Genomic DNA, 24,506 nt, shown 5'->3' with positions numbered 1-24,506 from the left:
CGCGTCACAACCGAACCGCCGCCGCGTCCCTGTCTGTGACCGACGAACACCGCGGACAACGGGAGTGCGCAAGATGGACCGGTTCGTCACGTTCCTGCGCCGCCAGCTCGACATCGACCTCGAGCTGCTGCGCGTGGCCAGGCAAGACGCCGAAACCGGCGCCGTCCACGCCTGCCTGATCACCCCCATCCGGGGATTCCGGGAATGCGAGCTGAAATCCCGCCTGCTTTCCGCCCACCACCACTGCGGCACCGGCGGCGGCCCCTGCGACGAACTGAGGGAGAGCTACCCGCCTGAGGACGAACGCGGCTGCCCCACCCGGGCGCTGCTCGGCCTGCCCTACACCGACCGCCCCGGCTACATCGCCCGCTGGCGCCCCTGAACCCGCCGGCCCAGGGGCGGCGTCAGGAACGGGGGTCTGGCCCCGGAAACAGGGCGGGCACGGTTGTCCTACCGGCGGGCGGCGAAGCTGCCGGGCGGTCCGCGGACGCTGCGCCAGCTGCGACATTCGGCGCTTTCGCCGCCGTCCCCGTCGAGGCGATCGGTGTGCGAGGCGGAGCTGTTTCCTACCTTTCCGAGCAGGTTCCGGAAGCAAACGGGCAGATTTGTACCTGCGCCGGCTTTCTCGTCCCGCCTCGGCAATACCATCATTGCCGATGAATAGTTGAGCGACGTTCGTTGCTGTCGTCAATGTTCACGGGACCAGTTAATTTTCAACAAAGGATCACTGTGAAACTAGCCGCGCCCGCGTCCGAACTTCAACGGTTGGGTTTCGCTCGATACGAGCTGGCGTCAATGCTGGACATCTCCATGACGGACGAGCGGCTTCGTCGCTTGACCGTGGAGTTCGGGCAGCTGCCAGGTGATCCGCACTCGCGAAACGAGGGCCGCTTTCGCCGCTTCGGCCGAGGGGTGTTGCTGCCGTGGAATGACGAGTTCCACTGGATGCCCGAAACCCTCGTGAACATGCCGGACGGCACGACTTGCAGCGTCAACCACTATCAGCAGGGAATGCACAACCCGGAATTCATCGGCATGGTACGGCACATGCCGGGGCTCACGGAGTCGGTCAGGCGGAATTCCCTGTTGACCGAACTGATCAAATTCGACTTCTCGCAAACGACGTGGAGCGAGGTCGAGCTCTGCTGGCCGATCCATGTCGGCGTCCACCTGATCAGGTTGTCGGTAGGCAGTCCCGGCGGCCGCGCGGTCGCAACCCCCGACATGCTGCACCAGGACGGGGAACCCTACACGTTCGCGCACTTGATCTACCGGCGTGATGCGGAAGGCGGCGAGAACGTCATAGCCACCCCGGCCTGCGCCGGCAGTTCCCCGAACGATGTCGCACCGGAGAGCGTGCTGGACCGGTTCACGCTCCGCCACCCGCTGGACTCCTACGGAGTCAAGGACGACCTGGTCAGCCATTACGTTGCGCCTGTCACCGTCGCCGCCGGCGCTGAGACAGGCGAGCGAGCGGTGCTGTTGATCGACTTCACCCCGATGACGCAGCGAGCATGATGAAGCCGCTCGCACTGGCTTCTCTGGTCGTTGTCACTGCTGTCTGGGGCGGGACGTTCGTCGTCGTCAAGGACGTGACGCAGCAAGCGCCACCGATGGATTTCCTGGCCGTGCGGTTCCTCGTCGCGGCCGGTGCGCTGGCGTTGTGGAGTCCCGGCCGGTTGCGGGTGCTGAGCCGGAAGCAGTGGGGGCACGGTCTCCTGATGGGGCTCTTGCTGGGCATCGCCTACATCGGGCAGACCTTCGGCCAGCAATACACGTCGGCGTCCATGTCGGGCTTCATCACCGGGATGTCCGTGGTGTTCACACCCATGATCGCCGGATTGCTCTTGCGGCACCGGATCGGATTGGCGACCTGGGGTGCGGTGACGATTGCCGCGGTGGGCTTGGGAATCCTGTCGCTGCGTGGGTTCACGATCGGCCTCGGCGAGGGGCTCACACTGCTTTGCGCGCTCTTCTTCGCGCTCCACGTCATTGCGCTCAGCGAATGGTCCACAGCACGTGATGCATACGCCCTCACCGTGGTGCAACTGGGCGTGGTCGGTGCGCTCTGCCTGATGCTGGGCGCCCCGAACGGCATCGCCCTCCCCGGTGATCAGAGCTTCTGGATCCCCGTCATCGGCTTGGCAGTAGTGGCGACAGCGGCGGCGTACCTCATTCAGACGTGGGCGCAGGCTCAGTTGCCGGTTGTCGTCGCGGCACTGGCTCTCACCATCGAACCGGTCTTCGCGAGCGTTTTCGGTGTGCTGGTCGATCATGACGAAATAACGATTCGCATCGTCCTCGGAGGGATACTGGTTGTCGGCGCCATGGCTTTGACCGAACTCCGTTCCGCTGCGCCGAGTGCGAATCGCAATGCACCGGCGAGTTGATCCTGACCAGTGCGGCGCGGTCCCGGCAAGACCGCGCCGCAGATCACCGAGTTGGCCGGTCCGGCCTCGTGGTACCTGGGCACCGCGGCACGGCATCCGTCCGCGTGGCCCGGGTGAGGATCTCGCCACGACGATCCGATTCCTTACAGATGATCAGGTATCGAGGATGCGCTCCACGTGGTCGAGGTCCTGCCGGAGGAGCTTGATCGCCATCCCGATCACGGCCGTCAACGAGCAGACCGGGAACCCCAGGGCTCAGCGCCGGTTTTCGTTCGGATGTTCCTCAACACCCGAATCGGCGGTCAGGACCTCGACGGTTCCCGCGGCGCCGTCCACCCGCACCCGATCACCGCTGCGCAGCCGCGTCGTGGCGTTGCCGCAGCCCACCACGGCCGGAATCCCCAGCTCCCGGGCCACGATCGCGGCATGCGACAGCGGCGCACCCACGTCCGTCACCACCGCCGCGGCCCGCGGGAACAACGGTGTCCACCCCACGTTCGTCACCGTCGTCACCAGGACCTCGCCCGGCCGCAACGAATCGCCCTCGTCGACCGAGGTCAGCACCCGCGCCGTGCCCTCGACGACACCGGCCGCGCCGGCGAAACCGCGCACCGAGTGCGACACCGGGGCCAACGCCACCGACTCGTCGAACACGTCCATCCGCCGATCCGGCAGGGTCGACCACCGCACCGGGTCGAAATGTCCCCGGACCAACGTCGGGTACGGCCCCAACGCCGCATACGCCCGGTAGGTCTGCCGCCGGTCCGCGACCGCCCCCAACGGCTCCCGCGAACCGCCCAGCACCGCCAGGACCTCCTCGATCCGCAAGAAGAACAGGTCCTCGCCGCACCCGGTCAGCTCGCCGGCGCGCAACACGAAGGCCCGCAGCACCCAGAACGCCCGGATCAACTCCGAACGCGCCGCCTCCCGGCCCCGCGCGGACCGCGCGGCCCCGGCGATCCGGCGCCGCAACCCCCGCTCCTTCCCCGGGTGGCGCGACCGCAGCCGCGCCCACGCCGCATCCCGCGCGCGTCGCTGCCGCGCCAGCAACTCCGCCGGATCCGCCGCCGACCGCAACCCCGCCAGCTGCCGGTCGATCCACTCCGGATCCTCGGCGGGCCGGGGCGCGGACACCTCGAACTCGTCCGGGCACCGATGCCCCCACGACCGCGCGAACGCGTCCCGGTCGATCTCCCCGCGCGCCAGCTCGCCCAGCCCCATCACCGGCCCCAGGCTCGCCAGCGCATCCCCGCCGGCGCTGAGCCCGCTCAGCAACGCGTTCGCGTCCGCCTCGCCGACCAGCTTCAGCAGCCGTGGCCGAATCCGCACCAGACCGGCGCCGTCCAACCGCGCCCCGGCCGCCAGCATTCGGCTGGAATCCCGCAGCAACGGCTCCACATCCGAACGCCACAACGCCCGCAACTCCCCGGCGTCACCGGCCGCGGCGATCCGCTCGTGCAACCGCGCGCACCGATCCGGCGAAGACGCCAGCAGTTCCGGCAGCCGCCGCTGGTACGCCGCGACGCGACGCAGGAACGGCAACGCGCTCGCCAGCGCCGACCGCACCACTCGCCACCGCGACATCGGCAGCGCCGGAACCGCCACATCCGCGGGGATGCGCCCGAACGCCTGTTCGCTGGCGGCGCGCACCAGCGAACCCAGCCCGAGCGCGTTGCCCACCGCGAACGTCAAGCTCAGGTTCAGGTAGAAGCGGCCGCCGATGTTGCCCGACAGCCGGTGCGGCCCGACCCGCGACAGCGCCATCGTCTCCGACATGAAGATCTCCACCAGAGACCACGTGCACGGCGTCATCACGCTCGGGATCGCCTCGCCGAGATTCGCGCACGTCCACAGGTAGTCGCCGCCGAGGCTGTCGTTCCACGTCTCCACCGGCCGGTCCCGCAGCCCCGTGATCGGCCGTGCCTGCACCACCCAGAACCGGCCGTCCCGGGCAGCCCACTCCACGTCCATCGGCCGCCCGTACAGCTCCTCGATCCGCACCCCCAGCGTCGCCAGTTCGCCGGCCTCGGCGGGGGAGAGGACCGGGACACCCCGGCGCCCCTCCGGCACCGGTTCTTCCCTGGTGCCCTCGGCGGTGCGCACCGTCATCACCGCCTTGTCGCCGACGACCTGCTCGCGCACCCGGCCGTCGCGCGCGACCACGTAGGTGTCCGGTGTGACCTGGCCGCCCACGATCGACTCGCCGAGTCCCCATGCTGCGTTCACTAGGACGTCCTCGCCGGCGCCGGTCACCGGGTCCCGGGTGAACAACACCCCGGCGGCGTCCGCGGGCACCAGCTCCTGCACCACGACCGCCAGCGCCACCTCGTCGGCGGCCACCCCGTTGCGCAGCCGGTAGTCGATGGCCCGCGCGGTCCACAACGATGCCCAGCAGCGCCGCACGGCATCCAGCACCGCAGCCTCGCCGCGGATGTTGAGGTACGTGTCCTGCTGACCCGCGAACGACATCTCCGGCAGGTCCTCGGCGGTCGCCGACGATCGCACCGCCACCGCAACGTCCTCGCCCATCCCGGCATACGCCGCCCCGACCGCCTCCGCGATCTCCGCGGGCACCGGCGACTCGGCGAACCACTGCTGGATCTTCTCCGACGCCGCCTGCGCGGTCTCCGGCCGGTCCGGATCGACCTCCGCGACCGCCGCCAGGATCCGCTCCTGCACACCCGCGGTGGCCGTGAAATCCCGGTACGCCACCGTCGTGACGTCGAACCCCGGCGGCACCGGCAACCCCGCGCCCGCCAGCCGCGCCAGCGACGCACCCTTGCCACCGACCAGCGCCAGATCCGCGTCGGCGGCATCCAACGGCACTACAACAGACACCGGAACACCCCTCATTCCCCAGCACCCAACAGGGCCTGGTACTTCGCTTCCGCATTGCTCAAGGACTCGTCCAGGTACGACACCGTGGCCGCCGCGAGGTCCCGGGCATCCTCCGAAGTGGACTCCCGCCCGGTCGCCAGCGCCCGGCACGCCGTCTCGGCCAGCAACCGCGCACGCGTCTCGTCGGCGACCGCGAACTCCGCCGGAACCAGCGGCGGTGCCAGGAAGAACCCGAGGAACACCGAGCTGACCAGCTGCACCAGTTCGGCCAGCCCCAGGTCGGTGCGGATCAGGCCCCGCTCGTGCAGCACCTCCAGGTACCGCACGAAATCGCTGCGCAACGCGTCCCCGGCCTGGGCCGCCTTCTCGGTGCGGGCCAGCTTGCCGATCACGTCCATGTCCCGCGTCAGCACGGCCATGAGCAGGGGATGCCGCTGGTAGACCAGCGCCGTGTGCAGCAGCAGGTCGTGCAGCGACGGCTGCTGCGACGACTCGACCACCCGCCGCCGGACCTCGGTCAGCAGCCCGACCCGTTCCCGCCGCAGCAGGACCAGGAACAGCCGCTCCCGGTTCTTCCAGTGCAGGTGGATCGTCCCCTTCGAGACCCCGGCCGACCGGGCGACATCGTCCAAAGTGGTCTTGTCGTAACCCCAGCGCAGGATCAACTCGGCAGCGGCGTCCAGAATCCGCTGCCCGCGTTGCCGGCGTTCGAGGGAACGATCCCGAGCACCATCCGCCACCCAAGCCTCCACGATGTTCTACACATGTTTGACCAGATTTACTCATTCGGTCATGAGTGCACAAGCTACGCCTGCCGCACGGAGGTGACAAGCAGCAGGGGGCGGCTGTTCACCGACCTCGGGGAACACCGGTACAGCGGTTGGCGCTGAGAACGATCACGGTCGGCTAGCACACCGGTCGGGGGCTCCGCTGGGGTTCGCAGAAAGATCGCTGAGCGGGTTCCCGGGCGGCTACGGTCCGCCTCGTGCCGGTTGAGTTTCTGACTGCTGAGCAGGCCGAGGCGTACGGGAAGTTCGCCGAGGAGCCGACCCGCCCCGAGCTGGAGCGATTCTTCTTCCTGGACGACGTCGACCGCGACCTGATCGCGCTGCGCCGCTCCTCGCACCACCAGCTCGGCTTCGCGCTCCAGATGTGCACCGTGCGCTACATCGGCCGGTTCCTCCCGGACGACCCGCTCAATGCGCCGCGGCCGGTGGTCGAGCACCTGGCCGCGCAGCTCGGCATCGAAGGTGGTCAAGCGGTACACCGAGCGGCCGAAGACGGCGTATGAGCACGCGTGGGAGATCCGGGACGCCTACGAGTACCACGAGTACGAGGATGCGGAGTGGTCGCGGCGGTTCCGCACTTTCCTGCATGGCCGGGCCTGGACGCACGCCGAGGGGCCGGTGGCGCTGTTCAACCAAGCGGTGGGCTGGCTGCGCCGGCACCGGGTGCTGCTGCCTGGGGTGTCGGTGCTGGCCCGGCAGGTGTCGGATGCCCCAGGGCTGGACGAAGACGACGACGGCGGGCAGGAGTGAGTATCAGGAGCCGATCGGATCAATCCGTGACGGGCAGGCACTCGGCGAGCAGGGCGACGATGTCACGCCAGGCTCGCTGCGCGTGCCGTGGGTGGTAGCCGACGCCGGGAGGCGCGGTGTGGTCGACCGGTGGGTGGTGGAAGGCGTGAAGGGCTCCTCCGTAGACCACGAGGCGCCAGTCGACGCCCGCGGCCTGCATCTCTGCGGTGAACGCCTCCCGTTGCGCGGGCGGCATGATCGGGTCTTCCGACCCGACCCCGGCCCATACCGGGCAGCGAATGCGTGCCGCCTCGCCCGGTCGGCCCGTGGTCAGTGCGTTGACTGTCCCAATCGCGCGCAGGTCGACGCCATCGCGACCGAGTTCCAGTGCGACTGCGCCCCCGGTGCCGTAGCCGACGGCGGCGGTCCGGTCGGGGTCGGCCCGTGATTCGGCACGCAACACGTTGAGCGCGGCGTGACCGATTCCTCGCATGCGGTCGGGATCGGCGAGCAGCGGCATGCAACGGGCCAACATTTCCTCTGGGTCTTCCAAATAGCGTCCGCCGTGGAGGTCGAAGGCCAGCGCCACGTACCCCAGCTCGGCCAGAGCCTCGGCCCGCCGGCGCTCGACATCGCTGAGCCCCATCCCCTCGGGTCCGATCAGGACTGCGGGTCGGCGCTCGGCGCCGGCCGGGAGCGCGAGGTATCCGATCATCGTCAGGTTGTCGGCCGGGTATTCGACCGTACGGGTTGCGACCGTCGTCATGCGACTGGACGCTAATGACCGTTGCGCCCGCTCGGGGTGGTGTTCACCGATGGCAGACAGCAGTCTGTCCCGACTACATCGCCCGGACGCGTCGGCCGCCTGTCGTCAAACGATCGAATGACGACAGGTCCGACCGGCGTTCCATGAACCCGGTGATTCCGGGGCCTGACGGCGACTCGGATCCAATGAGATCCGATGACGGCTGACGACAGGGTTAGATGACACCCAAGGTCCGATGCGTCGGCAGAAGCGGGGGAACAGCGTGGCCAATCTCGTCTACAAGCGGGTGTCGACCGACCAGCAGTCGACCGCCCGGCAGGATCTCGTCCTCGCCGAGGCCGAGATCGAAGATCCCCGGGTGTTCGAGGAAGAGGCGGCACCTCCAGCCGCCTCCACCCGCTTCAGCGCCCGAAGTTCGGCGAGCTGCTGACATATGCGCGGCCGGGCGACACCGTGCACATCTCCGAGATGTTCCGCCTCGTGCGCGGCAATCAGCACATCCTCGACGTACTCGAAGTCCTGCACCGCGACCAGCTCGCCCAGCCGCTCGACGGCGGCCAGGGCGTCCCGGCGGTCCCAGCCCAGCGCAAGGCCCGCCGCGAGTACGAGAACCGGGTCAGCAGCCTCACGCCCTGACCATGATCGTTCTCAGCGCCAACCGCTGTACCGATGTTCCCCTAGGCCGTTTACGCGCTCTTGATGCCCTGCGGGCCGCCTGACCGGAGGCGGCGATCAGCCGGCGAGTTCGTCGAGGAACCGTCGCACCACGGCCGCGAACCGGTCGGGATGGGTGAGGTGCAGGTCGTGGCCCGCGCCTTCGATGGTGACCAGCTCGGTGTTGGCCCGCCGCCGGACCATGTCCGCGCCGTGCGCGGGCGGGATCAGCGGACTGTCCTCGCCCCGGATCAGCAACAGGGGCTGCTCGCCGCCGGCCCAGTCGTCCCACCACGCCCCGCACACGCCGCGCTTGACCTCCGCCATGTCCGCCGCGTCCCACCGGAAGCGCCAGCCCTGCTCGTCCTCGACGGCGCTCTCGTCGAAGTGCTCGACCGCGCCGAACGGCGCGACGGCACGCCGAATTCCCTCGCGCAGCGCCTGCAGGCTGGCGAAGTGCCTCGGCAGGCGGGCGATCGCGGTGTCCTCGGGAACGGAGATCTCGGCCCCGACATCCACCACGACCGCCGCCGCCACCAGTTCGGGCCTGCGTGCCGCCAGCTGGTAGGCGTTGATCCCGCCCAGGGAATGCCCGAGCACCACCGCTGGCGCGAGGTCCAGCTGCTCGATCACCGACGCGGCGTCGCCGAGGAACGCCTCGCGGCCGTAGTCCCGCGCGGGATCGGACAGTCCGTGCCCGCGCTGGTCCACCGCGATCACCCGGTACCGCGAGCCGAGGCGCTGCGCCAGGCCGTGGAAGGCGCGGCCGCGCCCGTAGGCGCCGTGCAGTGCGAGGACGGGGCGGCCGGGGCCGCCGAAATCCACATACGACAGACGATTTCCTTCCGGAGTGGTCAGGTGTCCCGTCGTCGGCTGGTTCGTCGGCATCTCGTGATCCTTTCGCTCGGGCGTCACTCTAATCGAGTGGTCTCTATTAGAGGTATTACCATGGCGATCGACACAAGGAAGGGGAGGGCTCGTGCTGACGTTGTGCATCCTCGGGTTCCTCTACGAGGAACCCCTGCACGCCTACGACCTGAGACAACGGATCTCCGGGCTCAGCGGGCACATCCGGCCGCTCAGCGACGGCGCGCTGTACCCGGCGCTGAACCGCCTGCAGGCCGCCGGGTACCTGACCAAGCACGCCGAGCGCGGCACCGGCGCCACCCCGCGCAACGTCCTCACCCTCACCGACAGCGGCCGCGCGGAACTGCTGCGCCGGCTGCGCGAACCGGCCGAGGTCGAGATCACCGACCGCAACTCGTTCCTGATCCTGCTGGCGTTCCTGCGCTTCCTGCCGGACCCGGCCGACCAGGCCCAGGTGCTGCGCCGCCGGCTGGCCTTCATGGACCAGCCCGCCAGCTACTTCTACGACCAGGGCCGGCCGCTGCGCGCCGCCGACATGCCCGACCGCTTCCGCCGGGGAATGCTCACCCTCGCCGGCGCGACCAGCCGGGCGGACCGCGACTGGCTCGACCGGACCATCGCCGAGCTGGACCCGCAGTAGCGCGGCCCCGCCGCGCGGCTCACGGCCTGGCTCGGGGGGTTCCGGTCAAGTCGGCGTGGATCAGGCCCGCCGTGTTCGTCACCTGCGGGATCACGTCGCGCTGCATGGCCTCCGCGGTCTGCCGGCCGCTGTGCAGCGAGACGCTCACCGCCGCCGTGACGCGGCCGTCCTGATCGGCGACCGGGGCCGCCGCGCCGCGGAGTTCGTCGTCGAGCTCGCTGTCGGCCAGCGCCCAGCCCTGGCCGCGGATCTCGGCCAGGCGATCGCGGAACACCCGCTCGGACGTGGTGCCCGCGGCCCGGTCCAGCGCCGTCTCGGCGAGGGCCTTGTCCAGCGCGGCGGGCGGCAGGTTGGCGAGCAGGACCCGGCCGGCGGCGGTCGCGGGCGCGGGGAAGCGGGTGCCGAGGTTGATCCGGACCGCGGTCAGCCGCGGGCACATCGCTATCGCGACGTAGAGGATCTCCGCTCCGTCGAGCACCGCGAGCCCGGCGGTCTCGCCGAGCCGGCCGGACAGCGTTTCCAGGTGCGGCCGGGCGATGTCGCGCAGCGGCATGCTGGAGAGGTAGCTGTAGCCGAGTTGCAGCACCTTGGGGGCCAGCCGGAACGTGCGGGCGTCCTCGGAGGTGAGGAAGCCGAGGTCGCGCAGGGTCAGCATCAGCCGCCGGGTCGTGGCGCGGCTCAGCCCCGTCAGCTCACCGGCCTCGGTGAAGTTCAGCTCGGGACGAGCGGCGGTGAAGGCCTGCAGGACGGCCATTCCCCGTTCCACGGCGGTGACGAAGTACGGTGCCGCCTGGTCCTGCTCGTCCACCACTACCTCCGGCGCGGGCGCATCGTGTGCAATCTGCACGCTCAGCGTACCGCTTCGAGGATTCGGCCGAGCCGCAGCTCGACGATCCCGCGCGGCTCCGCGCGCGCCGTCCGCAGTTCGGCCGGCCAATTCCCGCGACCAGCACGCGCGCAACGCATCACGGGCCGCATCGGCGGGCAACGCGTTGAGGATCGCGATGCCGCTCACCGCTCGGTCGCCGATCGCACACCGGAGAGCGTCTCCCGGCACAGCCGCGTGGCCTCCTCCGAGGTGAGCCAGCGCGGGTAGCTGATGATCCGCTCCACCGCCGAGTCCAACGCGACGCGCACCGCCCGGACTTCCTCGCCGCTGAGCTCCTCGCCCAGCGACCTGCCCAGTTCACGGGCCATCGCGTCGTTGCTCAGGCTGTCCCAGACCCAGCGCATCCGGGAACCGATGACCGACGGGTCGACGCAGGCGGAAACCGGCGGGAACGCATCGGTTCCCTGGCGCAGGCAGGACAACACGTCACCCGGCATGTGCCGGAGGAACGCGTACTCGCCGACCAGCGGCTTCAGCGGCGGGATCGGCAGCCCCATCTCGGCGGCCACGAGGTCGGCCAGCGGCTTGAGCCGGTCCAGCCGGATACCGGTGTCCACGCCGTAGAGGAACTCCAGGCTGGAGACCACCTCCTCCAACGGCGCGAACCCGGCGCGGTAGGAGACCCCGGCGACCGAGACGTCCGGGGACGCCCCGGCGGTGGCGGCGGCGATCGCCCCGGCCGTGGCCAGCCCGAAGTCGTCGTGCACGTGCATCGTCACCGGGACGTCGCGCACCAGGGCAGCGCGGTAGCGAGTGATGAACACCTTCATGGCCTCCGGCGCGAGGCTGCTGGTGGAGTCCATCAGGTCGATCCGCCGCGCACCGAGCGCGATCGCGACGTTGGACACCTCGACGAGGCTGTCCCAGTCGCGCCTGCCCACGTGCGCGAGCGTGATCGTCACGTCCATCCCCAGCTCGCGGGCCAGCTCGAAGAAGTCGGCGAGCTCCTCCAACTGGTGCTTCTGCGCCTCCTTCGACGGCGCCTGCACGATGCCCGGCGCCAGCACGCGAACGCCGAGATCGGCCAGCAGCCGGGCCGTCTCGCGGGCCGTCACCGGCTGCCGGTTCACCCCGTCCGACAGCAGCGTGTCCGCGTAGACGTTGAGCCGGAACCCGAAGTCGCGGCCCGCGATGGCCCGGCAGAGTTCGAGTTCGCGGGGGATCGGGGCGCTGCCGCCGCCCCAGTTGATGTTGAGGCTCTCCTCCCTGACGCCGGCGTCGGCGAGCGCTTCGGCGATGCGCAGGAAACCGCCGATCGTGGTGGTCGCCCCGGCGGTGAACAACGTCTTGCGCAACGTGCTGTCGATCAGCTCCAACGGATCGGGCCAGCGGAAACCGCCCTGCACCTCGGGGTCGAAGTTCACCGGGCTGACCCAGTGGCTGCCCTCGCGGCGGTGCGTCTTGTCGGGAGTGGGCATGCGATCCTCCTCGGAGTCTGTCATCGGGGCAGCGCGTCCAGCGCCGCCATGAGGCGAACGCCGAGGTCGGAGACCGGCGCGCGGTCCGCCGAGGCAGTGGCCGCCAGCGCCGCGAGCTCGACGCAGGTCGCGTCGGGCTGCGCGGCGAGCCAGGCCCGGTCGAAGTACGGCAGCTCCAGCTCAGCGCGGTGGAAGTCCAGGACCAGCCGGGCGTCCTCCGCCAGCAAGCGCGGCCAGTCGAGGATTCCCCGCCCCAGCGGGCACATCCGGCGCGCCAGACCGCGCGAGGTCCGGCACAGCCAAGCGTCGTCGAGGTGGACCGCGCGGACGTGCGGCGCGACACGGCCAGCGGCGGCCACCGGATCTTCCAGCCGGACCACCACGTTCACCGGGTCGAAGGCGACGCCCAGCACGTCCGGACCGACGGACTCCACGAGCCCGACGATCTCGAAGGTGGTGATCTCCTCGTGCGTCTTGATCAGCAGCCTGCTGCCCGCGTCGCGCAACGCGGGCACCAGCCGCGCCAGCAGATCACCGGTGGCGCGCAACTGCTCCGGCCACGGGATCGCGGGGTCGAAGCGATCCGCCTCCACACCCACGACCGCGGTCAGCTCGTGCACGCCGAGCGCGGCGGCCGACGCCACCGTCCGGCCGAAGCCGCGCAGCAGATCACCCGACCCCGCCGCCAGCAGCTCAGCGGCCCGGTCCAGGCGGTAGGCGTTGATCATGCCCACCCCGAGCGACACGGAGACCCGCCGATCGGCGGCGAACGCGGCGAACTCCGCCAGCTCCCGCGTCTCGTAGCGCGCGGAAATGGCCGTCACCGAAGGGAAGTGGACACCGCCGAAACCCAGTTCGCCGGTCTTCCCGACCGCCTCGGCCGGATCGGCCGGGGCGCCCGGGAGATCGCGCGCGCAGATCTCCACGCGCCCCCGCGCGGCGATCATCACGCCGTCACCGGCAAGTCCGCGGCCGCGCACACCGACCGCAGGTGCTCGGCGCTGCGCCGGATGTAGGCCACGGTTTCGGCGTAGCCGTAGGGCTGTTCGGCGTAGTCCTGCCTGGTGGGCAGCTCACCGCTGCGGATCCGCCGCTCGTAGCCGTGCACCATCTCCAGGTAGGCGGCCATCTCCTCGACCGTCAGGTCCGGGTGCCCGGCGAGGAACTCCGGGGAGTAGATCTCGATGAGGATGGGCTTGCGCGGCCGCGGCCGGTCGTCCAGCGACTCGTCGTTCTCGATCGTCAGGTGCAGGGCCGGGTTGGCCGCCGCGAGGATCGGCAGCAACGCCGCGAAGTCCACCACGCCGGAGCCGCACGGACGCATCTGGTACGCGAGCTCACCGCACTCGTGCGCGATCAAGGCGTCCTTGATGTGCGTCTGGCGGACGTACGGCGCGACCCGCCGCGCCGCCCACACCGGGTGCTCCACGCGTTGCAGGACGTTCGCCGTGTCGAACACGATTCCCGCGACGTCGGCGCCGACCGATTCCACCAGGCGCACCAGCTCGAACGTGGTGATCTCCTCGTGCGTCTCCAGGTTCAGGTGGATGCCGAGATCCCGCGCGATCGGCGCGAGCCGGTGCAGGAGCCGGTCGGTGGCGGCGAGCTGCTCGTCCCAGGTCACGTCCGTGCGGAAGCGGTCGTAAGCCCACCGGCCGCGGAACGCGGGCTTGTAGTTCGCCGTCGCCACCCACAACTCCCGGCAGTCGATCGCCGCGCAGGCCTCCATCATGCGCCGGAACCCCAGCAGCACGTCACCGTCGCCGACCGCGCGCAGCTCCGGGGCTTCGGCGAGCGCGTAGGGGTTGACCTTGCCGAGCCCGGTCTCCAAGTACATGCCGAGCTCGTCGGCGCGCTGCCGGATCGCCCCGAGCTCGCCGGGGTCGAGGGCCGGGCTCATGTCCAGCACCGTCCGGAAGAACAGCCCCGCCATGCCGAGCTCGTGGCCGTGGTCGAGGCTGGCGACCGGCCCGCGCTTGGCGCTCTCGGGGATCTTCCGGCCGTCTACTCCGATTCGCATCCGGCGTCCTCTCATCGTGCGATCGTGGGATCGGGAATGGGCACCGCGTCCAGCAGCGCGCGGGTGTACTCGTGGCGCGGCGCGCCGAAAACCTCCTCGCGCGGACCGGATTCGACGATCTCGCCGCGCGAGATGACCGCGATCCGGGTGCAGAGGTGGCCGACCACGGCGAGGTCGTGCGCGATGAACAGCACCGCCAGCCCCAGCTCCGCCTGCATGTCCGCCAGCAGGTTGATCACCTGCGCCTGCACCGAAACGTCCAGCGCGGACACCGGTTCGTCGCAGACCAGCAGGCGGGGTCGCACCGCCAGCGCCCGCGCGATCGCGATGCGCTGCCGCTGCCCGCCGGAGAACGAGCCTGGGCGGCGGCCCATGTCCGAGGGGGCCAGCCCGACCATCGACAACAACTCGGCCACGCGGTCCCGGCGGCCGGCCCCGGACCGCTCCAGCCCGTGCACGAACATGCCCTCGGAGACCAGCTGCTCGACCGTCATCCGCGGATTGAGGCTGGCGTGCGGATCCTGGAACACCATCTGCACCTCCCGCCGGAACCGCTTGCGCTGCGCCCGGTCCGCACGGATCACGTCGATGCCGTCGTAGCGGATCTCGCCGCTGTCCGGGCGCTCCAGCCGCAGCACGCACTTCAGCAGCGTCGACTTCCCGGACCCGGATTCGCCGACCAGACCAACGGTTTCGCCCTCGCCCACGGCGAGGTCGACGGCGTGCAGGGCGCGCGTGCCGCGGAATTCCTTGGTCACCGCGCGTACGTCGAGCAAGGTCATGGACGGGCCTCCGCATCATCGCCGAGCAGGTGGCAAGCGGCGACACCGTGCTCCAGCGCACGCGGCCGCGGGATCTCGGTGCTGCACCGGTCCACGCGCACCTCGCACCGGGGGTGGAACGCGCAGCCGGCGGGGCGGGCGGACGGCGTCGGCGGAACACCCGGGATCGACGCCAACCGCTGCGTCTCCCGATCGATCCGCGGCACCGCGCGCAGCAGACCCGAGGTGTAGGGGTGAGCGGGCTGCGCGTAGAGCGGCCGCACCGGTCGTTCCTCGGCCTTGCGGCCCGCGTACATCACGACGACCCGCTCGGCGAAACCCGCGACCAGCCCCAGGTCGTGGGTGATGAGCAGGACCGCCAGCCCGCGGCGGCGGCACACGTCGTCCAGCAGCGCCAGCACCTGCTGCTGCACCCGCACGTCCAGCGCCGTGGTCGGCTCGTCGGCGATCAGCAGCTCAGGCTCGCCGATCAAGGCCATCGCGAGCACCACGCGCTGACGCATCCCACCGGAGAACTCGTGTGGGTAGGCCCGCAGCCGCTGCGCGGCCCGGTCCACGCCGAGCTCGTCCAGCAGCTCCCGGGCCCGGTTCAGCGCGGTCCGCCGCGGAACTCCCTTCAACAGCAGCGGTTCGGCGATCTGCCTGCCGATCGTCTGCAGCGGGTTCAGCGCGCCCATCGGATCCTGGAACACCATGCCGACCCGGCCGCCCCGCACCCGCGCCAGCTCGGCCTCGCCGCTGGACAGCAGTTCGCTGCCACCCAGGCGGATCGACCCGGACAACGCCACGTCGGGATCCAGCCGGAGCACCGACCGGGCCATCACGGACTTGCCGGAACCGGACTCGCCGACCAGCGCGACCCGGTCACCGGCGGCCAGGGCGAGATCGAAGGAATCCACCAGCGTCACCGGCCCCACGGGCCCGTCGACCTGGACCGTCAGCCCGCGGATGTCCAGCAGCGGGGTCGCAACCATCGCGGACCTCATTTCTTCCTCAACGCGGGATTGCGGCGGACTTGCAGCAGATCGCCGAGCAGCCCGAAGGACGCGGCGGTGACGGCGATGGCCAGACCTGGGGCCAGGGCCACCCACCAGGCGGTGGCGATGTAGCCCTTCGCACCCGAGATCATGGCGCCCCACTCGGCGCTGGGCGGCTGGGCGCCGACACCGATGAACGACAGCCCCGCCAGCAGCAGCACCGTGAACCCGATGTCGCCCGCCCACTTGACCAGCAGCGCGTCCAGCGAGTTCGGCAGGACGTGGCGCAGCATCAGCCGGGCCCGGGACACCCCGAGCACGCGAGCCCCGGCGACGAACGGCATCGCCATGGTCTCGTGCATCACCCCGCGCAACAGCCGCGCGGTCATCGGCCAGCCGGCCAGGACCATCGCGATGATCGCGCTCTTGAGACTCGGCCCCATCGCGGCGGCGAAGCCGAGGGCCACGACCATCCCGGGCAGCGCCAGCGCGATGTCGGTGACCCGCATCAGCACCTCGTCCAGCCACCGGCCGCCGACGGTGGCCAGCACCGCGACCAGGCATCCGATGGCCGAATAGCTGACCACCACGAGCATCGCGGCCAGCAGCGTTTCGCGCGCCCCGGCCACCAGCCGCCAGAGCACGTCCCGGCCCTGGTCGTCGGTGCCGAACCAGTGCGCCGCGCTAGGCGGTTGCAGGGCTTCCAGCACGTTGGAGCGGAACGCCGACCCAGGCGCCAGCAGCGGCCCCAGCAGCGCGGTGGCCACGACCAGGCACACCAGCGCGATCACGATCACGTCGAGCGTGCTCCGCCTGCTCGACCGCGCCGACCTGACGAGTTGCGGCACGGTACTCACCCGCCCATCCGGGTCGAGCGCAGCCGCGGATCCCGCACGAGCTGCACCACATCGGTCACGAGGTTGGCGAGCACGACGAGCACACCGATCGCCGTCACCGTGCCCAGCACCGCGAAGATGTCCCGCTGTTCCACCGCGTTCTGCAGGTAGGCGCCGACACCGGACAGCCCGAAGATCGACTCGACCAGCACCGCGGAGCCGACCAGGATGCCGACCTCGATGCCGGTGAGCGTCAGCACCGGACCCATCGCGTTAGGCACCGCGTGCCCGCGCACCAACCGCCGCATCGGCACCCCTTTGGCCCTGGCGACGGTGATGTGATCGCGGGCGAGCACGGTCAGCAATTCCGCGCGCAACAACCGGAACAGCTGCGCGGCGACCGGGACGGCCAGCACCGAGGCGGGCAGCACGAAGTGCTGGAGCGCGTCGTAGAACGCGTAGAGGTCACCGGCCAGCAACGCGTCGAGCATCGCCATGCCCGTGCGCGTCGGAACCTCAACGCCTGCGGAGAACCGGCCGGAGATCGGCAGCATCTCCAGCTTGGTGCCGAGCAGCCACTGCAGCAGCAACCCCAGCCAGAAGGTCGGCAGCCCGGCGGTGATGACGACCAGGATCCGGCTGACCGCGTCGGTGGCCGCCCCGTGCCGCAGCGCCGCGAGCGTCGCGGCAGGCAACGCCACCAACAGCGCCAGCAGCAGCGCGAGCACCACCAACTCGGCCGTCGCGGGCAGCACCGCGAGCACATCGCTGAGCACCGGGTGCCGGGTCGCGGTGGAGGTGCCGAGATCGCCGTGCACGAGCCGGCCCAGGTAGCGGAAGTACTGCACGATCGCCGGGGCGTCGAGACCGAGCTGCGCGCGGGTCCGCTCGACCTGCGCCGGGGTGGCGCCGTCACCGGCCGCCACCTGCGCCTCATCGCCCGGGATCAGCTTGATCATCGCGAACACCAGCGTGACCAGCCCGAGCACCGTCAGCAGCGCGGTGCCCAGCCGGCGCGCCAGGAACCAGATCGCCTGTCGTGATCCGCTCATCGGGCGCCTCCCGCCGACAGCCGCAGGTCCGGCACCGACACCCCGGACCCGACCGTCGCCGGGCGCACCCCCGACACCCGGTTCGCGAAGCCGATCGACTTCTCCAGCGTGTACATGGGCAGGGTGATCGCCTGGCGGTCGATCAGCTCCTGCGCCCGCAGGTAGCTCGGGCAGGCCTGCTCGGCGGTGGGACTGGCCAGGGCCCGCCGCAGCAACGCGTCCAGCTCGGGATCGGCGTAGCCGGAGCGGTTCGTGCCCACCGACTCGGAGTGGTAGCCCCGCACCAGCAGCGCGCCCGGATCGGGGAACTGGGCGAACTCCTCCAGCAACATCATCTGCGGGATCTTCGACCGGTCCGACAGCCGGCTCAGGTAGTCGGCGAAGGCGATCGGTTCGAGGTTGAGCGTCACCCCGATCTCGGCCAGGTTCGACTGCAGCAGCGTCGCCTCCTGCTTCCACACCGTCGACGACGGCTGGAAGCTCATGGTCAGCGTCAGCTTGCCGATGCCCGCCCGGTCCAGGATCCGCCGCGCCTCCGCGAGGTCGCGATGCGCCGGCGGCAGGCCCGGGCGGCACGACATCGTGTTGGGCAGCGGCCCCGCGGCGACGGATCCCGCGCCGCCGCGGAAGGCCCGCAGCGCGCCCTGGTAGTCGTAGGCCAGCTGAATCGCCTTGCGCACCGCGGGATTCGTGGTCGGCCCGTCGACCATGTTGAACACCACCACCGATTCCAGGTTGGTCGGGGAGGTGCGGACGGTGACCCCGTCGATGCCGTCGAGGGTGGCCGCGTCGGTCGCGGTCAGGGTGGTGGCCACGTCGAGGTTGCCCGCGCGCAGTTCGTCGCGTTGCGTGGCGCTCTCGGTGATCAGCCGGAACGAGAGCTCGTCGGGCCGGGCCGGGTCGAACTCCCAGTAGCCGGGGTGGCGGTGGACGCCGAAGGTGTCGCCCTGCCGCGCCTCGGTGAGCCGGTACGGGCCGCTGCCCGCGTCGTTGGCGGACAGCCAGCTCTGCGCGTCGTCGGTTCCCTCATTGCGCCGCACCAGGGCGGAGTTGAGGATGTAGATCTTGCTGAGACCGCCGAGGATCAGCGAATTCGGCTTGGTCAGCCGGATCGTCAGGTGCCCGGCGTCGCGGACCTCGGTGCCCGCGTACCCGGTCAGGTAGGTCGCCGCGCCCCGCGCCAGCCGCGCCGTCCGGTCCAATGTGTACGCGACGTCGGCCGCGGTCAGCGGGGTCCCGTCGTGGAACGTGACGCCCTCGCGCAGCGTGATGTCGACGGCGGTGGCGTCGGGGGACAGCGCGAAACCCGACGCGAGCCGGCCCACCAGGCGCTGGTCGGCGTCGTAGGTGACCAGCGTGTCGTAGAGGCCCTGCAGCACCACGTTGGCCTGCTGGTACTCGACGTTGATCGGATCCAGCGAATTGATCTTGTTGTTGTAGGCGACGACGATGTTCCGCCCGTTTCCCGCCGTGGCGCCCGCCCGGCCACCGGCCGTGCACGCCCCGGCCGTGGTGGCGGCCAACGCGAGGGTCACCACCACCGCGGCGAGGCGCCGCGGCCTCGATCTCGCTCCGCTACCGGCCACCTGGGCTCCTTTCGCGAAGGCTCGAATGTACGCTCTACGTACATCCGCCCGCATCGCGTACAAACTAGCCCGTGCATAGTTGCCGATGCAATGGGGCGACGAGGTGGTTACCGACCCGAAACGCGCCCGGCCCGCCTTCGACCAGCACCAGGACATCGAGTCGCGTCACCGCACGCCAGCCGCAATTCCTGGTCCTCCGGATCGGCGACCGGCAGGTGCCGCTTCGGATCCGCGTGCAGTTCGATCAGGTGGGGCAGGACCCGGAAGCGCCACGGCTGGCTGTTGTGCAGCGACGGAGCCATCCCAGCCAGCCGGACGACCTGCTCCGTCAGGCTGGATGTCAGCCCGAAGGCAGCGGGAACGTTCGCATGCACGACTCCTCACCCTCGATGCTGTCGCTGTGACCGCTCGGAGCCCCGCTGGGCGAGGGTCCAAGTGCCTTCGGACAGCACCGCAGCCACGAGTGACGAAGTGCCCGTGGCACCCGGCGCATCCGACCTGCACCGACTGGGCCACGAAGTCCTCCAGGAACGCCCGACTTGTGCGGTTCTGGAGGGGCCTTACGGTCGGTCGGGGGAAGGAGACGAGCATGCGCAAGGCCAACATCGTGGGCGTCGACGGGTCCGGGGCGGCGCTGAACGCCGTGCGGTGGGCTGCGGCCGACGCCGCGTTGCACCGCGTGCCACTGCGGTTGATCTCGGTCGGAGCGGAATCACTGCCGGACAAGGCGCGTGTCGCCGAGGAGTCCGCACGGCGCCGTTGGCTGGCCGTGGCCGCTCAGCAGGTCGACGAGGTCGCGCCAGGCGTCGAGACGACGTCGGAACTGCGCCGAGGCGCCCCGCACGCCGTTCTCGTCGAGGAATCCGGACAGGGCCGCCGGGTGATCGTGGGGATCCGGGGCCTCGGTGAAGGCGGGGGCATGATGGTCGGGTCCACGGCCGAGACGGTCGCCATGCACGCCGAGTGCCCGGTGGTCGTAGTGCGTGTTCGCGACGTCGAACCGGCAGATCCGGGGCCGATTCTCGTCGGCGTCGACGGGTCCCGCGTCGGCGAGGCCGCCGTTGCCGCAGCCTTCGAGGAGGCATCGGTGCGCCACGCGCCGCTGGTGGCCGTGCACGTCTGGATGGACGTCGAAGTAGAGCCTTGGCTCGCCCGCGACGACGACCAGGAATGGGAGTCGATCAACGAGGCCGAGCGAGCGGTGCTCGCCGAGCGCCTCGCCGGGTGGCGCGAGAAGTACCCGGACGTCGAGGTGCATCGCGTGGTGGAACGGGACCGGCCGGTCCGCTACCTGGTCGGACACGGCAGGGAGGCCCAGCTGATCGTCGTGGGCAGCAGGGGGAGAGGCGGCATGACCGGCATGCTGCTGGGCTCGACCAGCCGAGCCCTGCTGCACATGGCCCCGTGCCCGGTCCTGATCGCCCGCTCCGCGGCGTGACCTCTGCGGACGATCGAGGGGCGATGCGGCGGGGAAGGGCAGCCTACGCACCGACCGCCCTCTGGTGCATGGGGAGGGGATTGGGGCCGACCGCGTACGGGTAGGGGATAAGTCTTTCCGGCAGACGTTAGGGGGGGCGAGCTGCCAGAAGTGACCGAGGGCAGCGGCATCCAGGAGCGAATGTGCGTGGAGTAGCAACAAGTCCCGGGCGGCGCGAGCAAGACCTTCGGCATCATTCCCTTTCCCCATTTGATGGATAATGAACGTTATCCATCAAATGGAGACGTGGCGCGAGGAAAGAGCCGGAGCCCTTCCCGGGGGATAGCTGGTCGCTCGCCCAGGCCGATCGGCTCTCTCGTGGTCCACACGTTCAACGGCTCCGCATCGGCACGCCACACGCCTTGACGTCCGGCCGAATCATCAGGCCAGATCGTTCCACATGGCGCGCCCGGCTCGGCCCGCCTCGAACCATGTGGATCATGATCCGGCGGATTGCTTCGATGATGCTCCGCAGATGGACGTCCCGTTCCGCCTACCTGATTTTGTCACTGTGACGTTAATAGGCAGAGGAACGAGGCCTGGTAGATCGAGCCGGATGGGCGACCGGAGGACCTTCGCCTGCATCCGACACCATGAGCCGGCCAAGCTCGGCACTCCACAAGGCGGCTGCGGGTGCAGAGCCTCACGGCACGCGTCGACCAACCGCCAACTCGGCTCACGGACGCAATCCCATGGTCGACATCGCACTCAGCGCCTGACACGACGCCGACGAGCCAGCCAGTCGTCAGGCGCCGGTTGCCAATCACGCCATCCGGCTCGTCGGCATCTGACGTCGAAGTCGGATGCAACATGGCGCGAAAACCCGACAAACGGCCCTTCTGGCCGCCGTCTCCGCAGATCGACAAAACGCCGATAATGTACATTATGTTAAGTAATGCATTTGCGGGGCGCCCCGACCACCACCCTGGCCTCCGACCACGTCCCGGTCGCGTTACCGCCCGACCTCACAGGCATGCCGAGTCCGCCGCGCTCATCAACGCTCTGGCATCCCGAGCGACGGGAAGGCGGCTCCTGGCTCGGAGTGCGCGCTGCGGTCGCGCACCCGCGTGTCTGACTCGCCAGTTGCGCGCCAGCGAGAAAACTGCGCCGGACCACCGGCTGCCTCTCCCCTTGGCGTCCCGTCCGAGATCAACACCGCAGAGATAGACGCATCGCAATGGGTTGATGGCTTGTGCGACGGAGCCGCCCCACTCCCCTTGTCTCCGAAGTCGAATCGTGCCGGCGGATCCGGAAATCCGTTGGGCGCGAACAACTTTCACATGAGTTGGTCACTCAACACCGCTGTGTCCTCCCATCAGTGGCTATGCCGAGGGAAACGGCCCCGCACGGACGACCATTCCTCCCGCCGCACCGGATGATGAGTGCCGAACCAATTCGCTTCGCAGCAGGTCTGCTCGTACGTCTGGAGGCATCGGTGGCAGTTCTGTGCAGACCGGCGGTTGCGGTTCCCGAGCACGTCATCACCGTGGAGGAAACTCTTGAGCACGCCCGTCGAGTCCACGCCGATCACCCGCAACTCCCCCTCGCACTGCGATTGATCAGCAACACCGGGGTCCGCAAGCGCCACCTCATCCGGCCGATCTCCGAGACGTTGCAGCATCCGGGGTTCGAGGTGCGCAACAGGATCTACGAGGAGCAGGCCAAGCTGCGCGTGCCGGCCGTCGTGTCCCGGGCGCTGGCCAATTCCGGGTTGCGCGCCGAGGACATCGACCTGCTGGTGTACGTGTCGTGCACCGGGTTCATGATGCCGTCGATGACGTCGTGGCTGATCAACTCGATGGGGTTCCGCCACGACACGCGGCAGCTGCCGATCGCGCAGCTCGGGTGCGCTGCGGGTGGTGCGGCGATCAACCGCGCGCACGACTTCTGCACCGCCTATCCCGACTTGAACGCGCTGATCGTGGCCTGCGAGTTCTGCTCGCTGTGCTACCAGCCCGACGACCACGACATCGGTTCGTTGCTGTCGAACGGGCTGTTCGGCGATGCCGTCGCGGCTGCCGTGGTGCGGGGTTCCGGTGGTAGCGGGGTTCTGCTGGAGCGCAATGCCGCGGCGATGATCCCGGACACCGAGGACTGGATTTCCTACCAGGTGAAGGCCACCGGCTTCCACTTCCGGTTGGACAAGCGGGTGCCGACGACGATGGAGCCGCTGGCGCCGGCGTTGCGTGCGTTGGCGGATCGCCATCGGTGGGATGTCTCGGGGCTGGACTTCTACATCATCCATGCCGGTGGGCCGCGGATCCTCGACGATCTGACGAAGTTCTTGGGGGTGCCGCCGGTGGCGTTCCGGTACAGCCGGGCGACGCTCACCGAGTACGGGAACATCGCCAGCGGCGTCGTGCTCGATGCGTTGTTGCGGATGTTCGACGAGGGTTCGGTGCCCGATCGGGCGCGTGGGGTGATCGCTGGTTTCGGCCCGGGCATCAGTGCGGAGATGGCCGTCGGCAGTTGGGTTTCGGGGCCGGAGCCGACGATCGTGCGTCCCCGGGGTGAGCAGGTGGAGGTTGCGCGTCCGTTGGGAGGTCGCTGATGTCGGATCGGTGTCCGGTGCGGCTCTACGTGCCGCCGAACGTCGCCGGGGTGGGGTTCGATCCGGATCTGGCCGCGTTCTTGCGGGACGAGCCGGTGGCGCGGATCCGGATGCAGTTCGGGTCGGGTGAGGCGTGGCTGGTGACGCGGTACGAGGACGTCAAGTTCGTGACCTCGGATCCGAGGTTCAGCCGGGCGGCGATCGCGGGCCAGCCGTTCCCGCGGATGACGAAGCACATCATCCCGTTGGACCGGGCGGTGAGCTATGCGGATCCGCCGGGGCATGCGCGGATCCGGCGGGTGGCGGCGAAGGTCTTCGCGCAGCGCAACGTCGAGCGGTTGCGGGCGCGCGCCGAGCAGGTGGTGGCCGAGCGGATTGCGGCGTTGGTCAGCGCGGGGCCGCCGGCCGATCTGGTGGAGCACGTGGTGGCGCCTTTTCCGATGGCGATGATCGGTGAGGTCGTGGGTGTTCCGGAGGACGATCGACCGTGGTTGATGTGGTGCGCGGAGACGTTGTTCAGCATGGCGCGCGACGAGTCGGAGGTGGCTCGCAACGGTCGGATCAAGGACGAGTTGTACGCGTACTTCCACAAGTTGGTGGCGCGGCGTCGTCGGGAGTCGGGTGATGATCTGCTGACGGTGCTGGGTGATGCGCGCGATCGTGGCGAGATCGATGACGAGGAGCTGGGCGCGCTGGTGGTGCTGGTGTCGCTGAACGGGTGGCACGCGGTTCGCTACAACAGTTCGAACATGGTGTACGTGCTGTTGACGGAGCCGGGTTTGCGGGATCGGTTGGTGGCCGAGCCGGGGCTGGTTCCGCATGCGGTGGAGGAGCTGCTGCGTTTCATCCCGCACAAGCGCGGTGTCGGGCAGCCGAGGGTGGCTACTGAGGACGTGGTGATCGGGGGTGTTCGGATTCGGGCCGGGGACGTCGTGCACGTCTCGTACGTGACGGCGAACTGGGATCCGGAGGTCTTCCCGGAGCCGGAGCGGTTCGATCTGGGGCGTGCGGAGATTCCGCACGTGGCGTTCGGGCATGGCCCGCATTACTGCGTGGGGCCGTTGTTGGCGCGGATGGAGTCGCAGGTGCTGCTGGGTGGTTTGGTGGAGCGTCTCCCCCGGCTTCGGTTGGCGGTGCCGCCGGAGGAGGTCCGGTGGCGGCAGGACGTGATGATCCGCGGTCCGGTCGGTCTGCCGGTGACCTGGTGATTCGGGGAAGGTTCAGCGCTGATGCGGGGTTTGGTCGT

At 69.9% G+C, this 24,506-nt stretch carries 23 protein-coding genes and 1 pseudogene; 10 read left to right on the top strand and 14 right to left on the bottom strand.

The window, feature by feature from the left end:
- Positions 1–73 precede the first annotated feature (73 nt).
- The 3 genes from ACWEV3_RS04360 to ACWEV3_RS04350 all read left to right on the top strand — a co-directional run bounded on the left by ACWEV3_RS04360 (position 74) and on the right by ACWEV3_RS04350 (position 2,390).
- Positions 74–382 carry a DUF6221 family protein gene (locus ACWEV3_RS04360; RefSeq protein ID WP_452612511.1) on the top strand — a complete coding sequence of 103 codons (309 nt, stop codon included), beginning with the start codon at positions 74–76 and terminating at the stop codon, positions 380–382.
- A 413-nt stretch (positions 383–795) separates the two neighbouring features.
- Positions 796–1,518 (top strand): 2OG-Fe dioxygenase family protein, encoded by a 723-nt coding sequence (locus ACWEV3_RS04355; RefSeq protein ID WP_452612510.1) that lies wholly within the window; start codon positions 796–798, stop codon positions 1,516–1,518.
- Entirely contained in the window at positions 1,515–2,390 is an 876-nt protein-coding gene (locus ACWEV3_RS04350) for a DMT family transporter (protein WP_452612509.1), read from the top strand. Before ACWEV3_RS04355 ends, ACWEV3_RS04350 begins: the two co-directional genes overlap by 4 nt.
- Before the next feature lie 255 nt (positions 2,391–2,645).
- Here ACWEV3_RS04350 and ACWEV3_RS04345 read toward each other — a convergent pair whose 3' ends face one another.
- Positions 2,646–5,228, bottom strand: coding sequence for a PEP/pyruvate-binding domain-containing protein (locus ACWEV3_RS04345; RefSeq protein WP_452612508.1), 2,583 nt, complete (start codon positions 5,226–5,228; stop codon positions 2,646–2,648).
- Positions 5,229–5,239: 11 nt separating this feature from the next.
- Positions 5,240–5,968 (bottom strand): TetR/AcrR family transcriptional regulator, encoded by a 729-nt coding sequence (locus ACWEV3_RS04340; RefSeq protein ID WP_452612507.1) that lies wholly within the window; start codon positions 5,966–5,968, stop codon positions 5,240–5,242.
- A gap of 245 nt (positions 5,969–6,213) precedes the next feature.
- On the opposite strand from ACWEV3_RS04340, the pseudogene ACWEV3_RS04335 reads away from it, so the two are divergent.
- Positions 6,214–6,766: pseudogene (locus tag ACWEV3_RS04335) on the top strand (DUF4158 domain-containing protein).
- 19 nt (positions 6,767–6,785) lie between these two features.
- On the opposite strand, the gene ACWEV3_RS04330 reads toward ACWEV3_RS04335, so the two are convergent.
- Positions 6,786–7,511, bottom strand: a complete 726-nt coding sequence (locus ACWEV3_RS04330) for a dienelactone hydrolase family protein (protein WP_452612506.1) — start codon at positions 7,509–7,511, stop codon at positions 6,786–6,788.
- 235 nt (positions 7,512–7,746) lie between these two features.
- Between ACWEV3_RS04330 and ACWEV3_RS04325 the strand changes: the two genes are divergently transcribed.
- Complete coding sequence (locus tag ACWEV3_RS04325; protein WP_452612505.1) at positions 7,747–7,941, top strand: hypothetical protein; 195 nt, start codon at positions 7,747–7,749, stop codon at positions 7,939–7,941.
- Positions 7,942–7,964: 23 nt separating this feature from the next.
- Positions 7,965–8,147 carry a hypothetical protein gene (locus ACWEV3_RS04320; protein WP_452612504.1) on the top strand — a complete coding sequence of 61 codons (183 nt, stop codon included), beginning with the start codon at positions 7,965–7,967 and terminating at the stop codon, positions 8,145–8,147.
- Between the two features lie 96 nt (positions 8,148–8,243).
- Here the strand turns inward: ACWEV3_RS04320 and ACWEV3_RS04315 are convergent, their stop codons facing one another.
- Positions 8,244–9,053 (bottom strand): alpha/beta fold hydrolase, encoded by an 810-nt coding sequence (locus tag ACWEV3_RS04315; RefSeq protein WP_452612503.1) that lies wholly within the window; start codon positions 9,051–9,053, stop codon positions 8,244–8,246.
- A gap of 91 nt (positions 9,054–9,144) precedes the next feature.
- Here ACWEV3_RS04315 and ACWEV3_RS04310 point away from each other — a divergent pair, with 91 nt between their 5' ends.
- Positions 9,145–9,672 (top strand): PadR family transcriptional regulator, encoded by a 528-nt coding sequence (locus ACWEV3_RS04310; RefSeq protein ID WP_452612502.1) that lies wholly within the window; start codon positions 9,145–9,147, stop codon positions 9,670–9,672.
- Between the two features lie 19 nt (positions 9,673–9,691).
- Here the strand turns inward: ACWEV3_RS04310 and ACWEV3_RS04305 are convergent, their stop codons facing one another.
- The 10 genes from ACWEV3_RS04305 to ACWEV3_RS04260 form a co-directional block, all read right to left on the bottom strand.
- Positions 9,692–10,519, bottom strand: a complete 828-nt coding sequence (locus ACWEV3_RS04305; protein WP_452612501.1) for an IclR family transcriptional regulator domain-containing protein — start codon at positions 10,517–10,519, stop codon at positions 9,692–9,694.
- Positions 10,520–10,683: 164 nt separating this feature from the next.
- On the bottom strand, positions 10,684–11,979 hold the full coding sequence (locus ACWEV3_RS04300; RefSeq protein ID WP_452612500.1) for a hypothetical protein: 1,296 nt from the start codon (positions 11,977–11,979) through the stop codon (positions 10,684–10,686).
- 20 nt (positions 11,980–11,999) lie between these two features.
- Positions 12,000–12,926, bottom strand: coding sequence for a sugar phosphate isomerase/epimerase family protein (locus ACWEV3_RS04295; protein WP_452612499.1), 927 nt, complete (start codon positions 12,924–12,926; stop codon positions 12,000–12,002).
- The gene (locus ACWEV3_RS04290) at positions 12,926–13,999 is read right to left on the bottom strand and encodes a sugar phosphate isomerase/epimerase family protein (protein ID WP_452612498.1); all 1,074 of its coding nucleotides are present in this window, start codon (positions 13,997–13,999) and stop codon (positions 12,926–12,928) included. Before ACWEV3_RS04290 ends, ACWEV3_RS04295 begins: the two co-directional genes overlap by 1 nt.
- A gap of 11 nt (positions 14,000–14,010) precedes the next feature.
- The gene (locus ACWEV3_RS04285) at positions 14,011–14,781 is read right to left on the bottom strand and encodes an ATP-binding cassette domain-containing protein (RefSeq protein WP_452612497.1); all 771 of its coding nucleotides are present in this window, start codon (positions 14,779–14,781) and stop codon (positions 14,011–14,013) included.
- Positions 14,778–15,755, bottom strand: coding sequence for an ABC transporter ATP-binding protein (locus ACWEV3_RS04280; RefSeq protein WP_452612496.1), 978 nt, complete (start codon positions 15,753–15,755; stop codon positions 14,778–14,780). The genes ACWEV3_RS04285 and ACWEV3_RS04280 overlap by 4 nt, the downstream gene beginning before the upstream one ends.
- A gap of 8 nt (positions 15,756–15,763) precedes the next feature.
- Complete coding sequence (locus ACWEV3_RS04275) at positions 15,764–16,615, bottom strand: ABC transporter permease (RefSeq protein WP_452612495.1); 852 nt, start codon at positions 16,613–16,615, stop codon at positions 15,764–15,766.
- Positions 16,612–17,646: an ABC transporter permease gene (locus ACWEV3_RS04270; RefSeq protein ID WP_452612494.1), complete on the bottom strand. Its 1,035-nt coding sequence runs from the start codon at positions 17,644–17,646 to the stop codon at positions 16,612–16,614. Before ACWEV3_RS04270 ends, ACWEV3_RS04275 begins: the two co-directional genes overlap by 4 nt.
- The gene (locus tag ACWEV3_RS04265) at positions 17,643–19,232 is read right to left on the bottom strand and encodes an ABC transporter substrate-binding protein (protein WP_452612493.1); all 1,590 of its coding nucleotides are present in this window, start codon (positions 19,230–19,232) and stop codon (positions 17,643–17,645) included. Before ACWEV3_RS04265 ends, ACWEV3_RS04270 begins: the two co-directional genes overlap by 4 nt.
- A 107-nt stretch (positions 19,233–19,339) precedes the next feature.
- Complete coding sequence (locus ACWEV3_RS04260) at positions 19,340–19,606, bottom strand: hypothetical protein (RefSeq protein ID WP_452612492.1); 267 nt, start codon at positions 19,604–19,606, stop codon at positions 19,340–19,342.
- Between the two features lie 215 nt (positions 19,607–19,821).
- Between ACWEV3_RS04260 and ACWEV3_RS04255 the strand changes: the two genes are divergently transcribed.
- From ACWEV3_RS04255 to ACWEV3_RS04245, 3 genes are all read left to right on the top strand, one after another.
- The gene (locus ACWEV3_RS04255) at positions 19,822–20,670 is read left to right on the top strand and encodes a universal stress protein (protein ID WP_452612491.1); all 849 of its coding nucleotides are present in this window, start codon (positions 19,822–19,824) and stop codon (positions 20,668–20,670) included.
- Positions 20,671–22,144: 1,474 nt separating this feature from the next.
- On the top strand, positions 22,145–23,260 hold the full coding sequence (locus ACWEV3_RS04250; protein ID WP_452612490.1) for a type III polyketide synthase: 1,116 nt from the start codon (positions 22,145–22,147) through the stop codon (positions 23,258–23,260).
- Positions 23,260–24,468, top strand: a complete 1,209-nt coding sequence (locus ACWEV3_RS04245; RefSeq protein WP_452612489.1) for a cytochrome P450 — start codon at positions 23,260–23,262, stop codon at positions 24,466–24,468. The genes ACWEV3_RS04250 and ACWEV3_RS04245 overlap by 1 nt, the downstream gene beginning before the upstream one ends.
- The last annotated feature ends 38 nt before the right edge of the window (positions 24,469–24,506 follow it).

This window comes from Saccharopolyspora sp. NPDC003752 (genome assembly GCF_053605825.1).
This window is presented reverse-complemented; position numbering and strand designations above follow the sequence as displayed.

What these genes read in the sequence shown, in the direction of transcription:
- ACWEV3_RS04270 (WP_452612494.1), bottom strand. Translation starts at nt 17,646, where the DNA reads ATGAGCGGATCACGACAGGCGATCTGGTTCCTGGCGCGCCGGCTGGGC.
- ACWEV3_RS04285 (WP_452612497.1), bottom strand. Translation starts at nt 14,781, where the DNA reads ATGACCTTGCTCGACGTACGCGCGGTGACCAAGGAATTCCGCGGCACG.
- ACWEV3_RS04360 (WP_452612511.1), top strand. Translation starts at nt 74, where the DNA reads ATGGACCGGTTCGTCACGTTCCTGCGCCGCCAGCTCGACATCGACCTC.
- ACWEV3_RS04280 (WP_452612496.1), bottom strand. Translation starts at nt 15,755, where the DNA reads ATGGTTGCGACCCCGCTGCTGGACATCCGCGGGCTGACGGTCCAGGTC.
- ACWEV3_RS04325 (WP_452612505.1), top strand. Translation starts at nt 7,747, where the DNA reads ATGCGTCGGCAGAAGCGGGGGAACAGCGTGGCCAATCTCGTCTACAAG.
- ACWEV3_RS04255 (WP_452612491.1), top strand. Translation starts at nt 19,822, where the DNA reads ATGCGCAAGGCCAACATCGTGGGCGTCGACGGGTCCGGGGCGGCGCTG.
- ACWEV3_RS04295 (WP_452612499.1), bottom strand. Translation starts at nt 12,926, where the DNA reads ATGATCGCCGCGCGGGGGCGCGTGGAGATCTGCGCGCGCGATCTCCCG.
- ACWEV3_RS04315 (WP_452612503.1), bottom strand. Translation starts at nt 9,053, where the DNA reads ATGCCGACGAACCAGCCGACGACGGGACACCTGACCACTCCGGAAGGA.
- ACWEV3_RS04355 (WP_452612510.1), top strand. Translation starts at nt 796, where the DNA reads ATGCTGGACATCTCCATGACGGACGAGCGGCTTCGTCGCTTGACCGTG.
- ACWEV3_RS04290 (WP_452612498.1), bottom strand. Translation starts at nt 13,999, where the DNA reads ATGCGAATCGGAGTAGACGGCCGGAAGATCCCCGAGAGCGCCAAGCGC.
- ACWEV3_RS04350 (WP_452612509.1), top strand. Translation starts at nt 1,515, where the DNA reads ATGATGAAGCCGCTCGCACTGGCTTCTCTGGTCGTTGTCACTGCTGTC.
- ACWEV3_RS04300 (WP_452612500.1), bottom strand. Translation starts at nt 11,979, where the DNA reads ATGCCCACTCCCGACAAGACGCACCGCCGCGAGGGCAGCCACTGGGTC.
- ACWEV3_RS04245 (WP_452612489.1), top strand. Translation starts at nt 23,260, where the DNA reads ATGTCGGATCGGTGTCCGGTGCGGCTCTACGTGCCGCCGAACGTCGCC.
- ACWEV3_RS04330 (WP_452612506.1), bottom strand. Translation starts at nt 7,511, where the DNA reads ATGACGACGGTCGCAACCCGTACGGTCGAATACCCGGCCGACAACCTG.